This is a genomic window from Oculatella sp. LEGE 06141, assembly GCF_015207605.1.
In the GTDB taxonomy this organism is placed as follows: Bacteria; Cyanobacteriota; Cyanobacteriia; order Elainellales; family Elainellaceae; genus Oculatella.
On the sequence record NZ_JADEWO010000010.1, the window covers coordinates 71,873 to 95,600 of the forward strand.

Sequence of the window (23,728 nt, forward strand, 5' to 3'; positions counted from 1 at the left end):
TTATGAGCTTAAAAGTACTCGTTTCCGCATATGCTTGTCGTCCCGGTGAAGGATCAGAACCAGGAATTGGTTGGGATGTCGTTCGCGAACTTGCAAAGTATCACGATGTCTGGGTGTTAACTCGCTCCAATAATCGTCCGTCTATTGAAGCCGAAATTAGTCTGCGTCCCATTCCAGGACTTACGTTTGTCTATCTCGACCTGCCCGCATGGGCACGGTGGTGGAAGCGGGATCAGCGAGGCGTTCAGCTTCATTATTATCTCTGGCAAGTGCTGGCGTATTCTGCCAGCCAAAATCTGCACCGCGAGATCCATTTCGATTTAGCTCACCACGTCACCTACGTCCGCTATTGGGGGCCGAGTTTTGTCTCGCTATTACCCATTCCGTTTATTTGGGGGCCAGTGGGCGGCGGGGAGTCGGCTCCAGAAGCCTTTTGCCGAGAGTTTAGCTGGCGCGGCAGAACCTACGAACGAATGCGCGATCTGGCTCGCTGGTTAGGAGAACGCGATCCGTTTGTTCCCATTACCGCACAGCGCAGCGTTCTGGCTCGCGCAACGACTGAAGATACCGCTCGTCGGATTCGCCAGTTGGGAGCCAAGACCGTTCAGGTGTACTCTCAGGTCGGTCTGTCACAGGCACAAATTGATGAACTGGCTGTTTATGCCAATGGCGATCGCCCCCCCGTTCGCTTTATCAGCATTGGTCGTCTGCTGCACTGGAAGGGCTTTCATCTGGGGCTAAAAGCCTTTTCCCAGGCCGACTTGCCCGCCGAGGCAGAGTATTGGATTGTGGGCGAAGGGCCAGAACGGCAACGGCTGCAAGCACTGGCTGAGCAGTTGGGCATTGCCACTCAAGTCCGTTTTTTAGAGAAGCTGCCCCGTCCCGAAACCCTGGAAACCATTGGTCAATGTCTGGCGCTGGTTCACCCCAGCCTGCACGAGTCGGGAGGGGTCGTTTGTGTGGAAGCGATGGCCGCAGGCCGTCCGGTGATTTGCCTGGATTTAGGGGGGCCGGCTGTGCAGGTGGTTGAAGGCACGGGGTTCAAGATTCCGCCACGCAATCCAGAGCAATCGGTGCAGGCGATCGCCGCTGCCATGTCGCATCTCGCCAAAGATACTGACCTGTGGCATCAAATGAGTCAGGCTTGCCGTAAACATGTGAGCGACGTTTATAGCTGGACGGTCAAGGGCGAAAAATTAGCGCAGTTGTATCAAGACATCATTGATCAGCAAAAACGTTCGACCAATTCCTATTCGGTGAGTCCTTAACATGAACATCGTCCTGTTTAGTAGCCTGCTGCTGCCGCCTTCCCAAACCTTCATTCGCGCACAAGGGGAAGAGATCCAGCAGTTTACGCCGTACTACGTGGGGTCGCGGTTGGTGCCAGGGCTTGACCTGCCGCCAGAACGAACCATTGTAGTCAATCGGGGCGGCAAGGCCGGAAACGCAGCAGAAGGACTGTTTAAGCTGTCGGGTGTTGCGCCTCAGTTTTATCAACAGGTGCGACAACTAAATCCGGGGCTAATTCATGCTCAATTTGGCCTGAGTGGAGCACTCGCTCTGCCGCTGGCGCGATCGCTCAAAGTGCCGCTACTGGTGCATTTTCGCGGTGCCGATGCCACCATCAAAGATGAACATGCCCGCTATTCGTCGCTCAACCACTGGATTTATCTGCGCCGTCGGGACACGTTGAAGCGCGAAGCACGCCTGTTCATCACTGTTTCCAAGTTCATCAAAGAAAAGCTGCTAGAACAGGGATTTCCACCGAACAAAATCATTGTCCACTACAGCGGCATCAACACCGCTGCTTTTACGCCCGACCCAACCCTGCCCCGCGAGTCAACGGTGCTGTTTGTCGGTCGGCTGATGGAGAAAAAAGGGTGTGAGTACCTGATTCAGGCGATGGCAAAGATACAGGCCGAACGGCCTGACGTAGAGCTGGTCATGATTGGCGATGGCCCATTGCGATCGTCCCTGGAAGCCTCTGCGGCCAAGCTGCTGCGCCGCTATCAATTTTTGGGCGTGCAGCCATCTTCTGTGGTGCAGCAGTGGATGAACCGCGCCCGTCTGTTAGCCGCGCCGAGCGTTACTGCATCCCAGGGCGATTCGGAAGGGTTGCCCAATGTGGTTTTAGAAGCACAAGCAATGGGGCTGCCTGTCGTCAGTACGCTGCACGCAGGCGTTCCAGAAGGCGTAATTCAGGGAGAAACAGGCTTCCTGGCGGCTGAACGAAACGTGGAGGAGTTAGCCAATTATTGCCTCAGAGTGTTACAGGACAACGAGCTGTGGCGGTTCTTAAGCACCAACGGTCAGGAACATGTCCGCACCCATTTCGATCGTCCTAAACAGACGCGGATTTTAGAAGGCATCTACCAGGCGGTTTTACGAGGAGAGATGTAAACGCGATCGCTTCAACATCAGCAGCGGTCTTGGCTTTTCCAGTAACCCTTGGACTTACAATGAAATACCTCAAATTTTCGCTCATCCTGTGTGCGACGGCGATCGTCATCCTGTTTGCCTATGGAAAACTAAACGGGCTGAATTCGCAGGAGCTTGCTGCCCCAGGTGCCGGTTCATCCGAGCTAGTCGCGTTCTCAGTAGACTTACCTGATACTCCAAACATGCCGTTGCCCGAGGATGCGGGCTACACCAATGTCAAGGATGTTGGAGCCACAGGGGATGGCGTTACTGATGATACAGAAGCGCTGCAACAGGTGTTTGGGCGCAACAAAGAAGATGAAGGAGGCGAACTGCGATCGATTTACCTGCCCAACGGCACCTATCTGGTAAGCGACACGCTGGAGTGGGGCGACAAGAAAAAAGACGTGCGGGGAGAAAGCCGAGACGGAGTCATTATCAAGCTCAAAGATAACGCTCCAGGCTTTCAGGATGCCAATAATCCCAAGAAGGTGTTGCAAACTGAATTTGACCACGGTGGGCAAAATTTCAACCAGCGCTTGCGAAACTTCACGGTGGATGTGGGGCAAGGAAATCCCGGTGCGATCGGCATTGGCTACCATACCAACAACAGTGGCGGCATTTACAATGTGGTGATTCGATCGAGCGATGCCGAAAAGCGAGGCCACACAGGATTAAGCCTGGATAAGGAATGGCCGGGGCCGGGGTTAGTGCAAAATGTTGCGATCGATGGCTTCGATCGCGGCATTTTCATTAATCACGATCAATACAGCATGACCTTTGAGCACATCGTACTATCCAATCAAAGGCAAGTTGGCTTTGAAAATTCATGGAACACGGTTTCCATCCGCGATCTCAAAAGTTTTAATCGGGTTCCGGCTATTGAGAACCGGGGTGAGATGGCATTAATGACGCTCGTTGAGGCAGAGCTAACCGGGGGTGATCCCAATTCGTCGGCCATTCTCAACCACGGTGAAGGCGTTTTGTTTGCCAGAGACATTCAAACCGAGGGCTATGGATGGGCGATCGACAACCAATCGGGCGATCGCCAAAAGCTGCAACAGGCTCAGGTCGATGAATTTGTCTCTCATTCCGTTGCCAGCTTGTTTCCGGGGCCACAACAGTCGTTGCGGCTCCCCATTGAAGACGCGCCAGAGATTCCCTATGGAGATATCACAGCGTGGGCAAGCATTACCGACTTTGGCGCAATTCCCAATGATGATGAAGATGATAGTGACGCGATTCAGGCCGCCATTGATTCGGGTGCCAAAACGGTTTATCTGCCAACCGGGAACTATCGCTCCGAAAAAAGCATCAAGGTACATGGTGCCGTGCATCGTCTGCTTGGGTTAAATGCAACTGTTGTCTTCAAAGTGCCTGAGGAACCCGCTTTCATTATTGAAGACGGTGATACCGACGCGGTGGCAGTGCAGGTCGAGAGCAACTATGGCAACGAATGCACCTACTGGATTGACCATCGCTCAACACGGACGTTAATCCTCAGTGGCGGTAGTTACATCAACACCGTGCCAGGAGGTAAAGTCTTCATTGAAGATACAACTGCCGTTCCGTTTGTGTTCGATCGCCAACAGGTTTGGATTCGTCAAATCAACCCTGAAAGTTACGACCATAATCCTCAAATCGTTAACAAAGGCAGCGATGTTTGGATTTTAGGTCTCAAAACTGAAAAAGATCGCACCATCGTTGGCACCTACGACGGTGGACGAACGGAAGTGCTGGGGGGATTGTTGTACAAAAATCGGGAACGAGTAGGGCCAGCCCCAGCCTTCATCAATGAAGACAGCTCGGTTAGCCTGATCTATCGCAATAAGGGCGAACCCTATCAAACTCAGGTGTGGGAAGCACACAACGGTGAAACTCAGGAGTTTTTGATACGGGATGTTCCAGCCTCGAATGGACGAATGCCCCTTTACGTAGGGTATGCCCCCAAGGAAGCCTGAGTGGAGTGACTGGCGATGGGCAACCTCTTCGACATTGCAACTACTGGTCTTTCCGTTACAGTGCCAGTTGGGCTTGCCCTCGCTAAAACCCATTAACCCGTCGCTAAATCTACTCGGTGTGCAATGTGCTTGCTTACGATCGCTTTACATTTCTACGTAAAACCAGGCCAGAAGCTAGAAAATTGCGTGAAGTTGCGTCTTTCCTATATGTAGATTTTGCGGAATTGACTAACATCGATCACTATATGGTGCAAAACCGTAGCTCTACCTAGAATCGATATGAAGCTGGTGCAATGTTTCGTTATATAATCAATTTTTTGTTCTGTTCTAACGAGTCTCGATTGAGACAGGTCGATTGAGACAGTTGCCGCTAGGCGAGCGTTTGGGTGCAGTTGCCACAACAGAATCGGATGTATTTACCAGTCTGGATGATTCTCAGCACTGCTCCAAGGGGTTAAAACCTTGAATACCGATACACATTCATTCACCGTCACCGTTCCGTTAATTACTTCAGAGAACATGGCTAGGCGCGGTTTCAGCGCTCTAGACCGCTTAAGTTCCTGGTTAAGCACCTATCTTGCAATCTCGCGGTTTCACGGCGTAGATCGAGGACGATATCCTCCGTTCCGCCGGGAGCTGCGTTCTACCTTCTCGGCAAGTCCTAAGTTTTCTCAACCGATCGCCTCTCTCTACCACAGCAGACCTATAGTTAGGACTAACAGTTAGGACTAATAGTTAGGACTAATAGTTAAAGCTAAGGTCATTCAGAACATTTTTTGCACTACCACCCCGTTGCACTACCCTTCAGAAAGCTGAGCCAGTTTAGCTTTCCGACCACAACCGTTCATTTCAGGTTTAACCGTTTGGTGCCTCAGCAGTAGAACGCAACCCAGTACCAGGCTGTTAACTTATCGCTACACATTGAATCAGGTATTTCAACATCTAGCCACCAGTCCAAAGGTCTGAGGTTGCCTCATCGGGCGACAGCAAATAGGTTAGGTCATTGATCATTCTTGCTCAGAGATTTTATTGCTGCTGCTGTGGAAGCGGGCAAATCTCCAGATCTTGTTTATCCTTTGCCAAACTATTTTGTATGAACATCTTAAGCAATGAAAGGTAAGACATCACTTCATTGCAAGATTTCATTACAAGACAGATAGATAAACAACGATCTCTCTTTACAGTTGAACCAGTTGATAGATGGGCGATCGCGCACTCACTTCAACGGCATTAAACTCTCACTGACGACAATTATTTTTCAGGTTCTGCGGATCTTGCAATCATCCTGAAGTAGTAATTGATAAGGCAAAGGCAATCGGCCAATGGCAGCAGATTGCAGTTGAGAAACGAATCAGGGGCAACCAATCAGTTTCAGTTGTTTCAATGATGAAACAAGTTGTATCAACACAGACTGAGTGAGCAGAATCTATTCTTCTTACATCAATTATTCAACCCTTGAAGGATACATGCAATGTCTCTACCTACAGTCAAAATTGTGAGTTCCCCTGTTACGGCTTTGCCCTTTAATGAACAAATTGAACATATTCTGAAATGGGCAAACGAGCACCTCAGCAAAACAGTTTGCGTTGCAAACGTTCACATGCTAATTGAAGCGCACTGGCAGAAAGAGTTGTGTACTGTTCTAGAAAATTCTGATTTGGTCACTCCTGATGGAATGCCCCTGGTCTGGATGATGAAACTCCTGGGAGTGCGAAAGCAAAACCGGGTTGCGGGAATGGATATCCTTGTTGCACTCTGTCAGCAAGCTCCTGAACGTAATGTCAGCATCTTCTTTGTTGGCTCGGAGACTGAAATTTTAGAAGCAATGAGAGTCCGGTTGAAACGAGAGTTTCCACATCTGCAAATTGCTGGGATGGAACCCTTACCGTTTCGACCCATGACCCCCGAAGAAGATGAAGCATTAATCCAGAAGGTGAATGACAGTCAGGCGGGAATTGTGGCCGTTTCTCTGGGTTGTCCTAAGCAGGAATACTGGATGGGACAGCACAAAGGCAAAATTCAATCCGTAATGATTGGACTGGGCGGTGTGTTTCCTGTATACGCTGGTATTCACAAAAGGGCACCTTTCTGGGTCAGGGAAATGGGCTTAGAGTGGCTCTATCGTCTCGTTCAAGAACCCCGGCGGCTGTGGAAGCGCTATACCAAAACGATTCCTCCGTTTGTTTGGCTGGCACTGAAGCAGTTGATTGCTCAACCTAAATCTCAGTCCTGGATTAATGGTCGTCCCTAGAGCAATTCGTGGGCATTCATCAATCATCTGTCTTAGCCAAGGGGTTACCTCACAATAGCGATCGCTGCCATAGAAGAATCCTTCTATTCTTCCTAATCTAAGCTGCTCAATTCTGCACAAGAATGACTCATGTGTAACGCGATGTTTGACCCCAATCTCATCGATATACATGATTTTACGGTTAGAGCGATCGCGTCCCACACAGGCTCTCAAGGGCATTCGACCCATTTTTTGGGACTGAATCGTGTGGGGCGATCGTATCAATCGATTCGTACCAATTCAATATGACTCGACGCTCAAACTATCGTTCAGCCACTTTACTTTGCCTTTGTAAAACTAACTTCATATTCAGGTTCAAGATATAAAAAGCAGGCGAATTCATTTAAGAACGTTCTGATTTGACCGCTCCACTCCATAAACTAACAGTAGCTCGAACACGTTACAGCAGATTCTGACCTAACCACAGAGAGTTATTAGCAGCATGGTAAGTTATCTATCACGGTTCCTCTACATCCTTGCCGATCAAAAGAACAAGCTATTCGTGTTACTGGCTTTGTTTCTATTAACGTCCACTCTGGACACATTTGGCATCGGCTTAGTTGGCCCGTTCATTGCCCTTGCTACAGCTCCCGATACGATTCAAACCAACTCGCTACTGTCTCAAATTTATACATGGATTGGATTTAGCTCCACCAATCAATTCATTTCGCTGATCGGGTTGATTATCGTCATCGTCTTCTACGTTAAGTCGTTTCTATATTTCAACGTTCAAGAATTCATTCATAAGTTCAGCTACAATCAACAGCGTGAACTGCGTGTTAGGTTACTGCATTCCTATTTAAGTGTTCCATACACCTTTCATCTTCATCGCAACAGCGCCGACCTAGTTAACACGATTACCTCCGAAACAATGCGGTTTTGCTATGGCGTTGTCAATCCTCTCTTAAACGTCGCCGCTAACATTGCCGTCCTTTGTTTTCTCTTGATTCTGCTGCTAAAGACTGACTTAACTGCCACCGCTACCATTCTTGGAATTTTGCTCCTTGTTTTCTTGCCGTATTACTACGCCAGAAACAAAATTGCCGCATGGGGGATGGAAGCCTCCAAAGCGGGCAGCGAGATGATTCGCGTTATCAACCACAGTTTAGGCGGATTGAAAGAAACCCGTGTGGTTGGCTGCGAAGCCTACTTTGAAGAACAGCTAGATGAACAAGCTAAACGCCACGCCGAGGTGGCAACGAAATTTAGCGCCTTCAAAACGCTGCCTAGAATTTCCATTGAGGCTCTTTTAATCACCTTCCTGGTCGGCTTTACTTCCATTGCCCTACTCAATGAAGATGGCGAGAGCATCACATCAACGCTGGGTATCTTTGCAATGGCATCGATTCGCCTGATGCCATCGGTCAGCCAACTGGTGTCTGCGGTTAGTGTCCTTCGCAACTCTAGCTATACATTGAACAAACTCTACGTTGACCTCAAAGAGCTGGAAGAGCAAGAAACATTGAGAACTCATGAGTTGCAACCCAGGTCTAATGGATCAATTACGAACGGGTCACGGTCTAGCCATTCCTCTATTCGCTTCCATCGAGACATTGTTTTAGACCAACTAACCTACAGCTATCCCAACACTTCAGATCCGGCTCTGCGCGGTATCTCCATGACAATCCGCAAGGGAGAATCGATCGCGCTAATTGGTAAATCTGGAGCGGGTAAAACAACGCTAGTGGATCTGATTTTAGGATTACTCATTCCCGATAGCGGCGATATTCAGGTAGATGGTACCTCGGTTTACGATGACCTGCGAGCCTGGCAGAACCTGGTCGGTTATATTCCTCAATCTATCTTTTTGATGGATGACACGGTGGAGCGCAATATCGCCTTTGGGGTTCCAGATCATCAAATTGATTATGAACGCTTACATAAAGCGATTCATGCAGCACAGCTTAATGACTTAATTGAGCAACTGCCAGATGGGGTTAAAACCATGGTCGGCGAGCGGGGTGTCCGGTTCTCGGGCGGCCAGCGTCAGCGAGTTGGCATTGCCAGAGCGCTGTATCACGAGCGAGAAATTTTGGTTTTAGATGAAGCAACCGCCGCGCTCGATAATGAGACGGAAAGCCTTGTCACTGAAGCAATTAAGTCACTGAGCGGTACCAAAACTGTCATCATCATCGCGCACCGACTCTCAACAGTTCAACATTGCGATTGTGTCTATCAAATGCAGCACGGTCGAATTGTGAAGTCGGGTAGCTATGAGCAAGTTGTTTTAGAGGAACAGGCGATCGGTTGACGCAAAAAGGTATGCCAGGGCGATCGCCCCCCCGACAGACCACAGCATTGAACGCTCCCTGGTTTCACCCTGATGACATGCAACTGGACAGGAATAATGATCCGTCAGCGTGGAGTTTATTAAAGACGGCTCAGGGTTGCCGCTTCAGCCCTGTGTAAGAAGCCCCCAGCATTACGAACCGCACCAAGAGAGAGTATTGCGATCATGCGAACGCCCATTGTATTGCTCATGTTCAATCGCCCGGATACCACCCAGCGGGTGTTTGATGTGATTCGCAGTATGCAGCCCCAACAACTGTTTGTCATTGCAGACGGCCCTCGCAGCGATCGCCCCCATGAAGCCGAAAAATGCGCTAATGCCCGTGCGGTGGTGGAGCAAGTCGATTGGGATTGCCAGGTCTTTAAGAATTACTCCGATCTCAATTTGGGTTGCGCCAAACGGGTAGCCAGCGGCTTAGATTGGGTTTTTGCTCAGGTGGAAACTGCAATCATCCTGGAAGATGACTGCGTGCCCCATCCCAGTTTTTTTCAATTTTGCCAAGAGTTGCTCGATCGTTACGCCGACGATGAACGTATCATGGCGATTTCGGGGCAAAACATCCAGTTTGGGCAAAAGCACACCCCCTACAGCTACTACTTTTCCCGCTATTGCCACTGCTGGGGCTGGGCAAGCTGGCGGCGAGCCTGGAAACACTTCGACTTTGAGATGAAACTGTGGCCTGCCATGTCAGAAAACCACTATCTCAATGACATCCTGATCGACCCACGTGCAGTCAAATATTGGACGAAAATCTTTCAAGCCACCCACGACGGTCACATCAACAGTTGGGCATACCGCTGGATGTTTGCCTGCTGGGTCAATAGCGGCCTCACGGCGTTGCCCAACGTCAACTTAATCTCCAATATTGGGTTTGGGGTCGAGGCATCTCACACCAAAGCAACCAGCAAACAAAGCCTGTACGCCAACATTCCCACCGAAGCCGTTCAGTTTCCGCTCCAGCACCCGCCCTTTATTGTGCGGCAGGTTAAAGCCGACCAGTTTTCGCAAAATACCTTATTCCATGCAACGCTACAGACGCGAGTCCGGCAAAAAATTAAACGTACTTTTGGTTAGTGAGAGCCTCTATGAAAGTGTTACATCTCAGCACATTTGATATTGATGGTGGTGCGGCTCGTGCGGCCTATCGGGTTCATCAAGGGTTACGACACATTGGCGTTAACTCGCAAATGCTGGTTCGCGGTAAATCGAGTCCTGATCCAACCGTCATGGCTCCCAAAACGTTTCTAGAAAAAGGAGTCGCCAGGCTGAGAGCAGACCTGAATAGCAGACCCCTCAAGCCCTATCGCCACAGCAACCCAGCCGTTGCTTCGGGTAAGTTTTCCCTCCAGTGGTTTCCAGATGGTCTAGCGCCAAAGGTGGCTCATATTAATCCCGATGTCATCAACCTGCACTGGGTTAGCGATGGTTATCTGCAAATTGAGACGATCGCCAAGTTCAACAAACCCATTGTCTGGACACTGATGGATATGTGGGCATTCACAGGTGGCTGCCATTACAGCGATACCTGCGATCGCTACATGCAATCCTGTGGCGCTTGTCCGAGTCTGCGTAGCACCAAAGAGCATGACCTATCACGCAAGGTCTGGACTCGCAAAGTAAACGCCTGGAAAGACGTAAACCTTACCCTTGTATCACCCACCCACTGGTTAGCCGACTGTGCCCGTTCTAGTTCGCTATTGAAGAATCACCAGATTGAAGTCATCCCGTTTTGTCTTGATACACAAGCATTCAAGCCGATCGACAAAAAAGCAGCCCGCGAAATTCTCAACTTCCCGCAAGACAAGTTATTGGTGCTGTTTGGCGCGATCGAAGCCACCAAAGATCGCCGCAAAGGCTTTCATTTGCTCCAGCCAGCTCTACAAAAACTGGGACAAACCGAATGGCGCGAAAAAATTGAGCTGGTCGTGTTTGGTGCATCCGCACCCGAAACCCCAATCGATTTAGGCTTCAAAGCGCATTATCTCGGTCGCCTCAAGGACGATATTTCCCTGGCGGTTGTTTACTCGGCAGCCGATGTTATGGTGGTGCCGTCGATTCAAGAGGCATTTGGTCAAACCGGGTCAGAGGCGATCGCCTGTGCAACTCCCGTGGTTGCCTTTGACGACACCGGGCTAAAGGACATTGTGGAACATCAGCAAAACGGATATTTAGCCAAACCGTTTGAAGTGGATGATTTGGCAAGAGGCATTGCCTGGGTCTTAGAGGATAGCGATCGTCACCAAAAATTAGCCCGTCGGGCACGGGAAAAAGCAGAGCAGGAGTTTTACCTGGATTTGCAGGCTTATCGCTACCGTACCCTGTTTGAGAAACTGCTCGGCCAGGAACCGCAACCGCTGACAGTTGAGGTTTCACCATCCTTACCCTCGCCCGTCTCGCCCCGGTAAGACTATGGCACGGTAAGACTATGGCGCGGTAAGACTATCCAGCGGTCAGCATCAATCGACCCACATCAACCAGCCAATACTAAAGGGGCATTGCAGTGCAATGCCCCTCAACGCTTTCGCCCCTATTGCCGAACGTAATTTGATCACCCACGATCGCACCAAACGGGTACTGAATCCGGTGCGATCGCCCTGGTTAACCATTCACCGTCCAGTCGTTACCCCAACCTTCTAAACGTGACGGTTGACGATGCCGATTTTCCAACCAGGTAAGAACCTGGTCTTCTGTATCAAACTGGTAGCGTTCATTGTTGAACTGATCATTCACTTCCCAAAAAACGACACCGGATGGGCAGAAGATTTCGTAAATCTCAGGCTCGTTGTTACCGTCCCACCAATGGCTGAGTCGTTGCCAGACTTGCTTCAAGTTAGGCCAAATACTGAGCTTCGTGGATGCCGCCGATTGAACGTAACTTCGTTCCAGGTGGCTGTGGTCGAGATAGGTTTGATTCGATCGCATAACAGACTCCGTTTGTTTTCCCATGCTTCCACCTTATATTGTTTGTTTCAAAAACAAACTATGTATGATAGTTTGTAATTAGAACAAACCCGGGGTGCAATAGTTCGTTATGAAAACAAACCGAACCCGACGAATGCCCGTCACCGATGCCAGTCTGCTGAAACAGATTAACTATGCCCGAATTCTCAGCGTGCTGCGGCGCACCCCCCACCTACCCAGGGCAGAAATTGCGCGTCAAACAGGGTTAACTCGTTCCACCATTACCGTAATTACAGCAGAACTGATCGACAAAGGATTGGTTCGAGAAGGGGGCGAAACAATCACAGGACAAAACGGTGGTCGTCCAGGCGTGGGGTTGGCTCTCAATCCTGAAGGCGCATTCTTTATTGGAGCGGCGATCGGGGCTGAAACGCTAACCGTTGTCGAACTGAATCTGGCAGCCCAGGTGGTTAACCGTATTCAAACGTCGATAGGAGACAACCGCACCCCTGAAACGGTGATTCGTTCTCTGGTAACGCTCATTCAGCAGGTGCAGCAGGCTAATCCGCTCAACACCGACCGTCTGCGCGGTGTGGGGCTTACTGTTCCGGGTACGCTCAATCTAGACGGGGTAGTGGTGCGTGCGCCCCTATTAAACTGGCAAGAGATTGACCTGCGTAGCCATTTAGAAAGCCTGATTGATCTGCCGCTGTTTGTTGATAATGATGCCAATGCAGCGGCTCTGGCAGAGGTGTATCTGGGTAGCGCCATCGAATGCAGCAGTCTGCTTTATCTTTTGCTAGACACGGGCGTTGGTGGCGGAATTGTGATTGATAACCGGGTGTACCGAGGGGCTTATGGCACTGCCAGCGAGGTCTGTGAACTGATTGTTGATCCCAACGGCGATCGCACCGACGGGGATGAGCCGGGTAAGCTGGGACCCTTGGTGGAAAAAGCCGGACTGCTCAAGCGGTATCAGCAGCAGAGCGGTGAGGCGGCAGATCTGGCACTCTTAGTCAGTAAACTCCAGGCTGGGGATGCGATCGCCCATGCCGTTGTTCAGGAGTGGGCTAAGTTTTTGGGCTGGGGATTGACCAGTTTAGTCAACATCCTCAATCCAGAGCGGGTGGTGTTGGGTGGTCAGCTCACGGTGCTGTTGCCCTACGTCAAAGAGCCGCTAGATGCCATGTTGCGCGACTGTGTCCCCGGAACGGGAGTGTACGGCTTTTTTAGCAACGCCAAGTCTCGGTTTGAAATCTCAGAATTCGGCGAAGATTCAGCGGCGATCGGAGGAGCCGTCCTGGCCTATCAGTCGCTGTTTCAAGTGCCCGATCTGGTGTTGCTGCAACGGTAAGGGCACTAGCGCTCTATTTTTCGGTTAACGTCCAAACGCCATCGTCCCAATCCTGATCGCTGGGAGGGTTGCTCAGCCAGTACTGGCAGCGCTTAAGGTGCAGGCTGGCGGCTTTGTCGTGATGATCGACATCCTCTAAGAGGGTGCCAAACGCAGTTAATGCCTTGGTAAATTTGCGGTTGAGGTAATACTCTCGCCCTTGATGATACAAATCGATCGTTCGCTGTTTCTGCTCCGGAATCGGTTCAGACTGCAACCCGACCAGTTCGTAAATGCCCACAGGTTTAGTCTTGCCTTTGACGCGAATCCGGTCTAGCTCTCTGGCCCAAATGCGATCGCTACAGGGGTGATAGGTGTACTCGCTCAGGATAATATCGCAACCGTAAAATTTGCTGGCTCCTTCTAACCGAGCGCCTAAGTTAACCCCATCCCCAATCGCGGTAAATTCCATCCGCTTACTGGAACCGATGTTGCCACTAATTACATAGTCTGAGTTGATGCCAATGCCGATCTTGATCTGGTGATGCTCTGGCCGGGAGCGGTTAAACCGATCGAGCCGATGCCGCATTTCGATCGCTGTTTTGACTGCCATCCAACTGTGGTCGGCTAAAGGCAGCGGCGAGCCAAACACAGCCATAATGGCATCGCCAATGTATTTGTCGAGCGTGCCCTTGTGGGCAAACACGGCATCCACCATGACCTCAAAATAATCATTCAACATGTCAACCACATCCTCGGCCTCCATGTTTTCGGTCAGGTTGGTGTAGCTGCGGATATCTGAAAACAGCACCGACACTTCGAGGCGCTTACCGCCCAAGTTCACATCATCGCTATTAATGAGCTGCTCTGCCAATTCCTGCGTCATGTAGCGATACATGGTGCTTTTCAGCCGCTTTTCCTGGCTGATATCATCCATCACCACCAGCGCGCCGTAAACGTTGCTGCTGTCTTGCACATCTGCGATCGAGTTAATCGACAGGTGAACGCTATGCTGATCGCCACCCACGGTTGGCAGTAAGGTCTGGTCGGGATAATACTGCTGACGAGAGCGATCGTCGGTTCCCTTGAGGGCGTTGCCAAACCAGCTCGAAAAATCGCCTTCCTTGATATTGACGACCTCTGTAATTCGCTTGCCCTCCAACCGTTCGTGGTTGTCAATGCCCAACACGGCTTTAGCGCTTTCGTTCGCGGCAATGATGACGCCTTCTTTATTGGTGGAGAGAACGGCATTGGAAAGCGATCGCAAAATGTCTCGCTGCATCTGTTCCTGCTGCTTCACCGTGGCAAACAGTTTGGCATTTTGCAGCGCCACACCCGCTTGAATGTTAAACGCTTTCATAAACTCCTGGTCGCTCCAGTTGAAACTGGCCTTCCAGCAGTCGGGCGCGTTGGGGTAGTTTTCCGGATTGTAAGGAGCATGATCTCCCTGCCGCTTTTTGTTGATGAGCTGGGTCACGCCAATTAACTCACCATCGGCATTAAACACGGGCATACACAACATGCTGCACGTCCGATAGCCCGTGCGTTTGTCGGTTTCTTTCGCCGTATCCGCATTCGGCTGATCGTATAAATCAAATGGAATCAGTACGGCTTCCCCCGAGGTTGCCACCTGCCCCGCAAACCCTGCCCCCATTGGAATTCGAATTTCTTGCAGCGTGCCGTTAATGGGAAGCTTTGTCCAGAGCTGCTGGCGATCGCGATCCAACAGCCATAGGGTGCTGCGATCGGCCTTCATCAACTCTTTTGCCTCTTCCATCACCTTGCTCAACGTTTCCTCTAAATCGAGGCTGCTCTGGCTCAGGGCTTTGGTTGCCTTCATCAAGGCCGAGGCGGCTCGTTGCTGCTGGGTTGCCTTATAGAAAGAGCGAGACGATTCCAGAATTAAGCGAATGGAGGGTTCAAACTGCTTAAACAGCGTCTCATCCTCGGTGGTGAAGCCATGAAGATCAATTTTTTCGTCTAACGCGGCATGGGGATTGTAAATGGGTTTTAGCTTATTAATCAATTGCACCACAGCCACCAGTTCCTGCTTCTCATTCACCAGGGGCATGGCCAGCATGGTGTAGGTACGGTAGTGGTTCTTTTTGTCAAACTCTTGCGCGGCTTTGGAGCGAGAGTCGTTATAAAAATCGAAGGGAATATTGACCACCTGTTTGGTGGTAGCTACTTCACCTGCGATCCCCACAGTTTTTGGGAACCGCATTTCCAGGTTTTTTCCGTTTTCGTCCTTGGCAACAATCGACCAGAGTTCGTCGCGGTCTTCATCGAGCAGAAAGATAGTGGTGCGATCGGCATTGAGCAACTCCCCGGTTTTGAGGGTAATCGATCGCAACATTTCATCTAAAATTGCATCAAAGCTCTGCGATCCCAGCACGTTGTCGAGCATCGACAGCGTTTGGTTCACCACGCGCAGCTTCGACTCAACGTCTGTTACAACCTGCTTAAAGGTATCTTGAGTCAGGGGAGCCAGAAAGGATGAAAAGGAGCCTTGCGATAAAGCGCTGGTCGCCGCTGGAACGATGCGATGGTCGCCAGACGACACCGTCGGTTCGTTTCCTGCATCAGGCCGTGTTTCCGGCTTATCTTGCGTATGAAGTGTAATATCAATGACATCACTCATGATCAGTGTTGACTCTGCTTCCATCCGGTGCGTTGGGATCTCGATCACGTTGTCTGTCTGAACAACCGTTTCGGCCTGCGCCCTCAGCACAGAGTCACCAGGGATAGACGACATCGCAGGGGCAGAATTTCGATCAGGCAGATGTGAGGGGGAAGCTGACATAGGGATCTATTTAGAGAAGGCGCTTCTAAAATCCAAAATAGCCCAAACCTGAATCTCAACTCTATAAACGCACAGCTCGTCACCCTTAGCGACTAGCCATTACGAGGATGGTTTGACAATGTTTGATCAGGGAGTAACATGCTAAACACGCTTATGGTTCCCAAACAAACTGACTTTCTCTAAGAAGACGTTTGAAAAGTAGCAAATGGACTGCATTCGTTCCCTAATGCTCCCAGGACGGAGAATTTCAAGCCATCTCTGTTTCAAAACGCCCCAAAGTCAGGGATTTAGGGATCGGTGCAAGTGACAATCAGCCCTTTTAAACCGTCTTCTAAACGTTGCCCACCATCATCATGCCTCACCTAATGTAAGAGGGCGATCGCAGTTGGGCGGTTCGTTCACTGTCTCAACCAATTGCAACCAAGAGCAGTTCAGTTGGACTCTTTTGCAACTCTTTTGTGAATGGGATTCTGCCCATTTCCCTGGAACGAACCGGGTTTGAACCTTCTTTCCCTTTGATTCTTATATCCCCACGTGGCTCACTGGTAAAACTCTATCTGCTCTCTTCTGGGATAACAAGCCTTGCCACAATAAAACTAAGAGAATTGCCAGCACCTTAACCGCCAGTGGGTGCCGTTAACAGCAAGGGCGGCGGTATATTCGTCGGTCAGCATAAATTCTAAAATCGACCAGCGGGATGCGGTTCGGGGCATGGTTTCATCCCGTAAGACGGCCTTGCCAGAGGCAAACGAAATTTCGATGTGGGACAACTGCCCTAATCCGGTGCCGGTGGCTTTGAGGTAGGCTTCTTTGCACACCCAGTGACGAAAGAACGCAGTTTGTTGCTGGTCGGGCGGCAGCGTGCCAATGCTGGCGTGTTCCTGAGCTGAGAAGAAGCGTTGCGTCAATTGGTCTAAATGGTCGATCGCCCGAATGTACTCTAAGTCCACTCCAACTGGGCGATCGCGCGTTACGGCGTACAGCGCTAATCCCTGGGAATGGCTGACATTGAACTGAAGATTGATGGGATTACATGCGGGGGTTAACGCTGGTTTGCCGTGCGTTCCATAGCAAAACTCTAGTGTCTCGGGCGGCAAGTTGAGATAAGCCCCCAGGAGCGATCGCAACCCCCCACGACCCACGACAAAATGACGCTGTAAATGCTCGAAGCGAAACCGTTCAGCACGGCGCTGCTCGTCGTCTGAAAGGGTCTGCGCCAGCTTCAGGTAGTCGGTTGTCGCATCTAAATTGGCTCGCCATAGATGCACCTCATGGTCATCAAGCAATAGAGGGGTTGATGCTGGAAGCCACTCTAGTGGAGCAGCGGAATCGAAATCGGTCATCCTGCGCTTTCAAATTTCTGCTAAAAGGACGATCCGGGCTGTTTCAGGAACTCAATTTCTGCGGGCGTAGAGTCTCGTCCCAAGATTGAATTGCGGTGTGGGAAGCGCCCAAATCGTTCAATTACCGCCTGGTGGCGGTAGGCATAGTCGAGGATGTCGGTCAGTTCTGGTGCCACAGCCTGCAACTGTTGCGCCAGCGCCACCGATTGCTGCTGGTGTTCCAGGTTTTCGCTGTGTTCAAACGGCAGATAAACAAATATCCGTTGCAGCGGTTCTAGCGCCTGATCAACGCGTCTGGCGATCGCATCCTGTGCCGTTGCCAACGCATGCGGATCGGTTGCAAAAGCCTGGGGCGTTCCCCGAAACAGATTGCGTGGAAACTGATCGAGCAACAAAATGAGCGCCAGACAGCCGGACGGCGTTTCCGTCCAATCGTTGAACTCGGCGGCAGCAGCTTGAGTGTAGGTTTCCAGGAAGCGATCGCGAATCGTTTGATCGAACTCTGGATTTTTGCCAAACCAAAGTTTGCGACGGTGGTTGTAGCTCCGCTCTTCCGACTGGGGATCGCCAAACCAGAATGTCAAAATCTCGGCAATAGTGTCTGAGTGCAGCATCGGCCTTTCGTGCAACAACAGCGTATCGATCTAAAACAAAGTCCGCTTAACGCGGACTTCAAGATATCTTCAAATTAACGCCTCAGTTCAATTCAGGTTAGTTAGGGTTGGGAGTGTAAACTGGCCGAACAAAATCGGGTTGAACCGTTTGCGGTCTGTTTTGCTGCAAGTATTCGTTGCGCTGCCGTTGGCGAAAATCTGCGGCGGCATCACCAATTTGGCGCTGCTGCTCCTGAGTAAACTCTGGCCCGGTACGAAGCCCACCAAAGTTGGCCTGGTGAATTAAATCAAACATGCTGTTCATTTGATTGCTTCCCCGGGTTGAAAACGGGTCGGAGCTGCGATCGCCCTGCAAGCCTTCCAGGGGATCAAGAGTCGTTTGGGCACCTGCCGCTGTACCCAGCAAGGGTACAGCTAACCCAGCAATCATCAAAGCAGCGGCAATTAGTAACGGTTGGATGGTGGTTTTCATAAGCATTCTCAATGCAATTTCTGTAAGGATTAGACGCTTTTCCTAAGACGGAAGCAGAACTGAAATTGCTCCCAGCCTGCCGTTGCGATTCAGGTAAACGAGCGACGCAACAACGACCGAATGCTGAATAGGGCGATCGCATCGAACACCAACAACACCAGCAACGCGGTTCCCAGGCTAATGTTGGCAAAGGGAGCCTGCATCACCACGCTACCGAATGACCAATCACCATGAATGTAGAGATAGCGAATGGGTTCGATTGCATAGCTTAGCGGGTTCAAACTGGCGACCACCTGCAACCACTGCGGCATAAATTCCAGCGGAGCCAGAGCGGTGCTGGCAAACAACAACGGCAGGTTAATGACAAAAATAACGGCGATTAGCTCAATGTGGCCGGGAAGGGCAAACGCCAACCCCAAACTGAGCGCCGTTACACCCAGTACCAGCATGAGTACGATCGCTACCACTAACCCCAACCCCAACAAATTGGGTAATCCTGCCCCTAAGAACGCACTCAGGGAAATAATGGCCGCCGTTTGCACCATGCTCAGCGTTGCAATAAAAATGGCAGAGGCCAGCACAATCGAGAACCGAGACGCTAACGGCGCGACCAGCAGCCGGTTTAAAAACCCAAACTCACGGTCGAACATGACTGGCAAACCAGCATTGAGCGCCCCACCAAACGCGGTGAAGACAATGATACCTGCGCCCAAAAATTGACCATAGTTGGCACTCTCACCAAACAAGCCCTGCGGTACGTTTTGGAACAGCGCTCCAAACAACACCAGCCACATCAACGGCTGGACGATGCCAGCAACCAAGGTGGAAGGGCGACGCTGAAGCTGAATAAACAATCGACGAGTGAGAGCCAGGGTTTCTTGCAGAAATTCACCCGACCACAAACCGGGAGCAGGCGCGATCGCCACTGACCCTTCAGCGGATTGAAGCTGGGACTCGTTCAGATCGGCTGGAGGTGGGGTTATCGTCTGACTCATCTGAAAACGTCCTCTCAGTAACTCTCAGTAATCGTGTTTCTTACTTAATCTCTAATTGAGCCGATTTGAGCAGCCAATTCAGACGAATTGTGAGATGCCACTATCAAAATACGGTTTTGTCTCTAGACTAGCGCATTTGATGCGATCGCCAGAATGGAACAGCAGCATTCAGCACTATGAAACCTCTGCAACTGGCACAGGCTCTACTGTTGTAGCGATTTCAGGAAACATAATCGTGACATTAGACCTGGCGACCCCAGTTAAACGCTTGGACGTTCAATGCCGACTGTAAGCTGCTTGCGGTCGGGTGCTTTGGCGCAGGTATTGGCCATCAAATCAAATTTAAGGATAAAGCGTTGGTGCGGTTATGTTAATCAGTTATTCTCTGTTCAGCGTGGTGTTGGCGTGCGTGTTGCTGCTGGTGTTTGCGGTGTTGCAGTGGTTACAGATTCCAACAGGCAATTTCTTGGACTGGGTGGTGGGTGCGGCAAGCTTTGGCTGGCTGATGGTGGTGGTTACTGTTCCCTGGACGATCTACTTCGACGCAAAGCAGGCGTTAGCAGAGGCGGGATTATCAACCGAGGCTGGTATTCCAATCGAGGAAACGAAAGTTCAATATATTGAAATGGTGGCACGGCGATCGCTGCGAATCGTGCTGGCTCTGCATCTGGTATCGGCGGCGAGTCTGTATGGACTGGCATGGGCGGGAGTTAGCCCTGTGGGCTACATCAGTTCGGCAGCCGCTTTGTTGCTCACTGGGTTGCGTCCAGCCGTCAGAGCTTACAACTATTTTGCGGCTCGCATTGCCATGATTCGACAGCAGTTCCAATATCCGCGCCAGGATGTAGTTGAGCTGCGCGAACGGGTAGTTTTGCTAGAAACCACCGTTAAACAAGTGGAAGAACAGCTCAACGCTGAAAATCCAACCTCTTGGGTAGCGATGCAACAGCGTCAGCTAGAAGCAATGCGCCATGACTTGACCGATCTGGCCGCAGCTCACGAAACCTTTCGAGCCACAAACCACGCAGAACACGGTCGCCTCTCGCGTGAAGCCCAACAGGCCATTTCTCAACTCACCACCGACGGACAGTTTCTCGACCATGTGCGTGAGATCATTCGGTTTTTCAAGACTGCTTAAGTCTTGCGTCTTGTTTTTAGAGATGGCTCATCTGTTGGGCGGATGAACAGTTGTGCAGGATTGTGCAGGAAAGGTCAGTCGTCTGGTTTGATCCCCTCGATTGACCTGCCCCGGTCTCAGGCGGTTTGAGCCAGAGGCGATTGGTCGTAGTGCTGTAGCAAATCGGCAGGATCGTTGTAGATGGCGATCGCCCCTGCCAACCGCTCGTCATCAAATCCACCGCACCGCAGTGCAATGACCTGAACACCAGCCCTAGCTGCCGCCTCAATATCGTAGGGAGCATCCCCCAACATTACAACGTTCTCAGCAGCCATATTGCTTTTGTTTAGAGCTGCGACTACGATGTCGGGTTCAGGTTTCGATGCCGCCGCATCACTAGAGGTCGTAGTTTCGTGGAGCAAATTATCCACCTTAGCCACCTTAAGTAATAGCTCTAGCTCTTGATTGGTGGCCGAACTCGCCACAATCAAATGCAGCCCAGCCTCTTGCAGTTTCAAGACCAGATCTCGCGCTCCATTGGTAGGCACAAAGTGCGGCCCAAACTTTTGCAAAACTAATTCCTTGCGCCGCTCTGAAACGGCTTTGCCATCGCCTTCGTCTTTGTTTAATCCGGGCACCAGTTTAGGAATAACCTGATCGCCGCCCATGCCAATCAGCGGTCGCACCCGCTCAAACGGCACATCATATCCAGACGCAGCAAACGCCTCGACCCAGGCTTGAGCATGGGCATCGTTGCTGAGAACCAGCGTTCCATCAATATCTAAAATGACACCCTCTAGTTTCATTCAGCCCTCTCTGCAAAACATGCTTCGATAGTGGCGCAGAGAATGAATTTGTTCATCAGTCCATCAGAGTAGACTGCAACGAGTGATGAGGGCAGATGGATGAGGGCAGTGAAGCCAGACTTCAATTATCCAAACGCTCGAATTCGACTGCGATACCTAACTGAAAACAGATCAATGCCCCTTTGATCATGTCGGGCGATCGCAGCACTACAAATTCGAGATTGAATCCAATCTTAAGCCCTATTACTGTTAGTGGACGTACTTATTTGGCAACCTACTACCAATACTTTCCTGATGGGATTTCCTGTGAATGGGTAGCAGGACTACATGTATTATTTTTAACACTAGCAGCAATTCGGGCGGCAGTACATCCGTCATGAGTTCTGCTATTGATCGACGAATCAGTTACTTGACTGTATTTCTTTATGAGATAGACTCCTAATTGGAATGATATTTTGACGATGCGGCACAGTGTGGTTGTGCGTGTCAACTTTTCCCAAGGGTGTACTCTCGTCTACCAGGGCAGTAGGCTTGCAACCAAAGCGAAACCTTAGCCTTGGAGCTGTAACTTACTACAAAAGCTGTAACGTATGAGTTTCAAACGATATCCGAGAGAGCTACCAATGAACTTCCCAAACACCCCCCGCTGGACGCGCCGACAGGCTCTATGGATGCTAGGTGGAACGATCGCTGGCATAGGGTTGCATAGCTGCGCTCAGACGGCTGAAACAGCTTCAACGGCAGCCTCCCCAGGCACCCCCGGCAATATGTCCGCCTCCATCGGCATTACCACCTGGATTGGCAATACGCCGCTCTACATTGCTCAAGAAAAAGGCTTCTTTCAAGAATTAGGGCTAACTCTCGATATCAGGGTTTTTCAAACGGTAGCACAAGCCTTTCCAGCGTTTACAGCAGGGCAACTCAGCGCAATTGCACCTGTCACCTCTGAAGTGGTTTCGTTAGCGGCCAACGGTGCCGATCACCGCGTTGTCATGGTAGCAGACACTTCCTTGGGGGCAGATGTACTTTTAGCCCGCAACAGCATTCAGAGCATTGCGGATTTTAGAGGGAAGAAAATTGGGGTTGAGTTAGGCGGTATTGGTCACTTCTTTGTGCTGCAAGTATTAGCAGAAGCCGGGTTAAGTGAAAAGGATGTTGAATTAGTGAATACGCCTCCTGATGCTGCCGCTGCTGCTTACCAAACGGGAAGCATTGAGATTGCCTACTCGTACTCACCCTACAGCGATCAGGCGAACGAGGCGCAAAAGGATGGGCGCACAATTTACAGCACCAAAGAAATGCCAACGGCGATCGCCGACTTCTATGTATTCAGCAACCAGTTTATTCAGTCCAGCCCGCAAGCGGTTGCCGCCTTTGTAGAAGGAAACATCAAAGGACTGGAATTTTTGGAGAGTAACCGCGATGAAGGGTTAGCCATCATGGCGAAACAGTTGGGAATTACGCCTGAAGAACTGGATGGGCAGCTACAGGGCATTCAAATCCCTGACTTAGCAGCGAATGTAGAGATGCTAGGTAATTCCAGCAACGAGCTTTACATGTTGAATTCGATGAATGACATGGCTGAGTTTCTTGAAGCTCAAGGACAAATTGAATCCACGCCGGATTTGTCCAATGTAATTGACCCTCAGTTTGTCAATGCCCTGCAAACCAACGGGTAGCTGCCAGCCAAAATCGTTGTGTCGCGTCATTGAAGCAGGTATTGATCCGTGACGGTTTCGCACGGGTCATTACCTGCTTTGCTCATCATGTAAATACCGTCCAGACCCTGGCAAATGGTTGAGCAGGGTTAGCGTTCCCAGCGGCGATCGCCCGTTTCTAATCCCTGCGATCGCTGCGAGTAGGCTCAGGCAAAAAGCCCATTTGATCTGTGATGGAGCAGGAATAGTATGGTTGCTCCCGCCTCAGCGTGCTGGTGAGCGATCGCTCCAGATAGATTGGGGCAACCGTTCATAGCCGTCTTCATACAGATCATTGAAATCAAAGAGGTATAATTAGATACCTCGTTAAACCTGCTCAATTCTTTTTTAATACGGGTTAAACAATATAAAGTTTTAGTTAATTTGTGGGTCATCTAGTTGCCAGATTCGACATAAAAGTAGGATAAGGTATACAGCAGTAAAGCTTTATTTAGCTCAAGCGAAGAACTCATACAGCTTCTAAGCTTCATGATTCTAGCGTCGAGCAGGGTGTAGTTCGTAATAAAGCAGTATTAGCTATATAAAGCTTGTATCTACCCGGCGTTGTGTAAACGGCATCTTTGGACACAAATAACTGTGTGCCCAAAGTAATGTATCTACCGCATCAGTGTCTTTGAGTATTATTCATTGTTCTTGGCATAGGTATCTTTTGTTGGCTCAAACTGTT

Annotated in this window: 21 protein-coding genes; 14 read left to right on the forward strand and 7 right to left on the reverse strand. The window is 50.4% G+C overall.

All coding sequences use genetic code 11. The features are described 5' to 3' along the window. Nucleotides 1–2: 2 nt before the first annotated feature. The 10 genes from IQ268_RS09725 (at nucleotide 3) to IQ268_RS32825 (ending at nucleotide 11,596) form a co-directional block, all read left to right on the forward strand. Nucleotides 3–1,268, forward strand: coding sequence for a glycosyltransferase family 4 protein (locus tag IQ268_RS09725; protein ID WP_193877918.1), 1,266 nt, complete (start codon nucleotides 3–5; stop codon nucleotides 1,266–1,268). Nucleotide 1,269: 1 nt separating this feature from the next. Beyond that, nucleotides 1,270–2,400: a glycosyltransferase gene (locus IQ268_RS09730; protein ID WP_193877920.1), complete on the forward strand. Its 1,131-nt coding sequence runs from the start codon at nucleotides 1,270–1,272 to the stop codon at nucleotides 2,398–2,400. Nucleotides 2,401–2,459: 59 nt separating this feature from the next. After that, nucleotides 2,460–4,379, forward strand: a complete 1,920-nt coding sequence (locus IQ268_RS09735; protein WP_193877922.1) for a glycoside hydrolase family 55 protein — start codon at nucleotides 2,460–2,462, stop codon at nucleotides 4,377–4,379. A 1,471-nt stretch (nucleotides 4,380–5,850) separates the two neighbouring features. Further along, nucleotides 5,851–6,630: a WecB/TagA/CpsF family glycosyltransferase gene (locus IQ268_RS09740; protein ID WP_193877924.1), complete on the forward strand. Its 780-nt coding sequence runs from the start codon at nucleotides 5,851–5,853 to the stop codon at nucleotides 6,628–6,630. A 129-nt stretch (nucleotides 6,631–6,759) separates the two neighbouring features. Beyond that, nucleotides 6,760–6,918: a hypothetical protein gene (locus tag IQ268_RS09745; protein ID WP_193877926.1), complete on the forward strand. Its 159-nt coding sequence runs from the start codon at nucleotides 6,760–6,762 to the stop codon at nucleotides 6,916–6,918. Between the two features lie 193 nt (nucleotides 6,919–7,111). Beyond that, nucleotides 7,112–8,920: an ABC transporter ATP-binding protein gene (locus tag IQ268_RS09750; protein ID WP_193877928.1), complete on the forward strand. Its 1,809-nt coding sequence runs from the start codon at nucleotides 7,112–7,114 to the stop codon at nucleotides 8,918–8,920. Further along, nucleotides 8,917–9,078: a hypothetical protein gene (locus tag IQ268_RS09755; RefSeq protein ID WP_193877930.1), complete on the forward strand. Its 162-nt coding sequence runs from the start codon at nucleotides 8,917–8,919 to the stop codon at nucleotides 9,076–9,078. Before IQ268_RS09750 ends, IQ268_RS09755 begins: the two co-directional genes overlap by 4 nt. Before the next feature lie 46 nt (nucleotides 9,079–9,124). Beyond that, a complete protein-coding gene (locus IQ268_RS09760; protein WP_193877932.1) occupies nucleotides 9,125–10,033 on the forward strand; it encodes a glycosyltransferase family 2 protein in 909 nt (302 codons plus the stop codon). Nucleotides 10,034–10,044: 11 nt separating this feature from the next. Next, nucleotides 10,045–11,364 carry a glycosyltransferase family 4 protein gene (locus tag IQ268_RS09765; protein WP_193877934.1) on the forward strand — a complete coding sequence of 440 codons (1,320 nt, stop codon included), beginning with the start codon at nucleotides 10,045–10,047 and terminating at the stop codon, nucleotides 11,362–11,364. 100 nt (nucleotides 11,365–11,464) lie between these two features. Further along, nucleotides 11,465–11,596, forward strand: a complete 132-nt coding sequence (locus IQ268_RS32825) for a hypothetical protein (RefSeq protein ID WP_255527166.1) — start codon at nucleotides 11,465–11,467, stop codon at nucleotides 11,594–11,596. Here IQ268_RS32825 and IQ268_RS09770 read toward each other — a convergent pair. Then, nucleotides 11,558–11,905, reverse strand: coding sequence for a hypothetical protein (locus IQ268_RS09770; RefSeq protein WP_193877936.1), 348 nt, complete (start codon nucleotides 11,903–11,905; stop codon nucleotides 11,558–11,560). The two genes, IQ268_RS32825 and IQ268_RS09770, sit on opposite strands and share 39 nt — an antisense overlap. Nucleotides 11,906–11,990: 85 nt before the next feature. On the opposite strand from IQ268_RS09770, the gene IQ268_RS09775 reads away from it, so the two are divergent. Next, nucleotides 11,991–13,214, forward strand: a complete 1,224-nt coding sequence (locus tag IQ268_RS09775) for an ROK family transcriptional regulator (protein ID WP_193877937.1) — start codon at nucleotides 11,991–11,993, stop codon at nucleotides 13,212–13,214. Between the two features lie 13 nt (nucleotides 13,215–13,227). On the opposite strand, the gene IQ268_RS09780 is transcribed toward IQ268_RS09775, so the two are convergent. From IQ268_RS09780 to IQ268_RS09800, 5 genes are all read right to left on the reverse strand, one after another. Beyond that, on the reverse strand, nucleotides 13,228–15,834 hold the full coding sequence (locus IQ268_RS09780; protein ID WP_193878061.1) for an adenylate/guanylate cyclase domain-containing protein: 2,607 nt from the start codon (nucleotides 15,832–15,834) through the stop codon (nucleotides 13,228–13,230). 758 nt (nucleotides 15,835–16,592) lie between these two features. Next, the gene (locus tag IQ268_RS09785; RefSeq protein WP_193877940.1) at nucleotides 16,593–17,339 is read right to left on the reverse strand and encodes a 4'-phosphopantetheinyl transferase superfamily protein; all 747 of its coding nucleotides are present in this window, start codon (nucleotides 17,337–17,339) and stop codon (nucleotides 16,593–16,595) included. A gap of 20 nt (nucleotides 17,340–17,359) precedes the next feature. Continuing rightward, entirely contained in the window at nucleotides 17,360–17,953 is a 594-nt protein-coding gene (locus IQ268_RS09790; RefSeq protein ID WP_193877942.1) for a DUF924 family protein, read from the reverse strand. 97 nt (nucleotides 17,954–18,050) lie between these two features. Further along, a complete protein-coding gene (locus IQ268_RS09795; protein ID WP_193877944.1) occupies nucleotides 18,051–18,425 on the reverse strand; it encodes a hypothetical protein in 375 nt (124 codons plus the stop codon). A gap of 89 nt (nucleotides 18,426–18,514) precedes the next feature. Beyond that, the gene (locus tag IQ268_RS09800) at nucleotides 18,515–19,420 is read right to left on the reverse strand and encodes an ABC transporter permease (RefSeq protein ID WP_193877946.1); all 906 of its coding nucleotides are present in this window, start codon (nucleotides 19,418–19,420) and stop codon (nucleotides 18,515–18,517) included. Nucleotides 19,421–19,514: 94 nt separating this feature from the next. Here IQ268_RS09800 and IQ268_RS09805 point away from each other — a divergent pair, with 94 nt between their 5' ends. After that, on the forward strand, nucleotides 19,515–19,712 hold the full coding sequence (locus tag IQ268_RS09805) for a hypothetical protein (RefSeq protein WP_193877948.1): 198 nt from the start codon (nucleotides 19,515–19,517) through the stop codon (nucleotides 19,710–19,712). 75 nt (nucleotides 19,713–19,787) lie between these two features. Continuing rightward, entirely contained in the window at nucleotides 19,788–20,558 is a 771-nt protein-coding gene (locus IQ268_RS09810; protein ID WP_193877950.1) for a hypothetical protein, read from the forward strand. A gap of 116 nt (nucleotides 20,559–20,674) precedes the next feature. Here the strand turns inward: IQ268_RS09810 and IQ268_RS09815 are convergent, their stop codons facing one another. After that, nucleotides 20,675–21,343, reverse strand: coding sequence for an HAD family hydrolase (locus tag IQ268_RS09815; protein WP_193877952.1), 669 nt, complete (start codon nucleotides 21,341–21,343; stop codon nucleotides 20,675–20,677). Between the two features lie 623 nt (nucleotides 21,344–21,966). Here IQ268_RS09815 and IQ268_RS09820 point away from each other — a divergent pair. Then, complete coding sequence (locus IQ268_RS09820; RefSeq protein WP_193877954.1) at nucleotides 21,967–23,022, forward strand: ABC transporter substrate-binding protein; 1,056 nt, start codon at nucleotides 21,967–21,969, stop codon at nucleotides 23,020–23,022. The last annotated feature ends 706 nt before the right edge of the window (nucleotides 23,023–23,728 follow it).

Excerpts from the sequence above, each read along its gene's own strand:
- IQ268_RS09795 (WP_193877944.1), bottom strand. The coding sequence starts at position 18,425 with ATGAAAACCACCATCCAACCGTTACTAATTGCCGCTGCTTTGATGATT.
- IQ268_RS09745 (WP_193877926.1), top strand. The coding sequence starts at position 6,760 with ATGTGTAACGCGATGTTTGACCCCAATCTCATCGATATACATGATTTT.
- IQ268_RS09820 (WP_193877954.1), top strand. The coding sequence starts at position 21,967 with ATGAACTTCCCAAACACCCCCCGCTGGACGCGCCGACAGGCTCTATGG.
- IQ268_RS09750 (WP_193877928.1), top strand. The coding sequence starts at position 7,112 with ATGGTAAGTTATCTATCACGGTTCCTCTACATCCTTGCCGATCAAAAG.
- IQ268_RS09800 (WP_193877946.1), bottom strand. The coding sequence starts at position 19,420 with ATGAGTCAGACGATAACCCCACCTCCAGCCGATCTGAACGAGTCCCAG.
- IQ268_RS09760 (WP_193877932.1), top strand. The coding sequence starts at position 9,125 with ATGCGAACGCCCATTGTATTGCTCATGTTCAATCGCCCGGATACCACC.
- IQ268_RS09790 (WP_193877942.1), bottom strand. The coding sequence starts at position 17,953 with ATGCTGCACTCAGACACTATTGCCGAGATTTTGACATTCTGGTTTGGC.
- IQ268_RS09740 (WP_193877924.1), top strand. The coding sequence starts at position 5,851 with ATGTCTCTACCTACAGTCAAAATTGTGAGTTCCCCTGTTACGGCTTTG.
- IQ268_RS32825 (WP_255527166.1), top strand. The coding sequence starts at position 11,465 with ATGCCCCTCAACGCTTTCGCCCCTATTGCCGAACGTAATTTGATCACC.
- IQ268_RS09775 (WP_193877937.1), top strand. The coding sequence starts at position 11,991 with ATGAAAACAAACCGAACCCGACGAATGCCCGTCACCGATGCCAGTCTG.
- IQ268_RS09770 (WP_193877936.1), bottom strand. The coding sequence starts at position 11,905 with ATGGGAAAACAAACGGAGTCTGTTATGCGATCGAATCAAACCTATCTC.
- IQ268_RS09810 (WP_193877950.1), top strand. The coding sequence starts at position 19,788 with ATGTTAATCAGTTATTCTCTGTTCAGCGTGGTGTTGGCGTGCGTGTTG.
- IQ268_RS09780 (WP_193878061.1), bottom strand. The coding sequence starts at position 15,834 with ATGAGTGATGTCATTGATATTACACTTCATACGCAAGATAAGCCGGAA.
- IQ268_RS09785 (WP_193877940.1), bottom strand. The coding sequence starts at position 17,339 with ATGACCGATTTCGATTCCGCTGCTCCACTAGAGTGGCTTCCAGCATCA.
- IQ268_RS09815 (WP_193877952.1), bottom strand. The coding sequence starts at position 21,343 with ATGAAACTAGAGGGTGTCATTTTAGATATTGATGGAACGCTGGTTCTC.
- IQ268_RS09765 (WP_193877934.1), top strand. The coding sequence starts at position 10,045 with ATGAAAGTGTTACATCTCAGCACATTTGATATTGATGGTGGTGCGGCT.
- IQ268_RS09735 (WP_193877922.1), top strand. The coding sequence starts at position 2,460 with ATGAAATACCTCAAATTTTCGCTCATCCTGTGTGCGACGGCGATCGTC.
- IQ268_RS09805 (WP_193877948.1), top strand. The coding sequence starts at position 19,515 with ATGCCACTATCAAAATACGGTTTTGTCTCTAGACTAGCGCATTTGATG.
- IQ268_RS09730 (WP_193877920.1), top strand. The coding sequence starts at position 1,270 with ATGAACATCGTCCTGTTTAGTAGCCTGCTGCTGCCGCCTTCCCAAACC.
- IQ268_RS09725 (WP_193877918.1), top strand. The coding sequence starts at position 3 with ATGAGCTTAAAAGTACTCGTTTCCGCATATGCTTGTCGTCCCGGTGAA.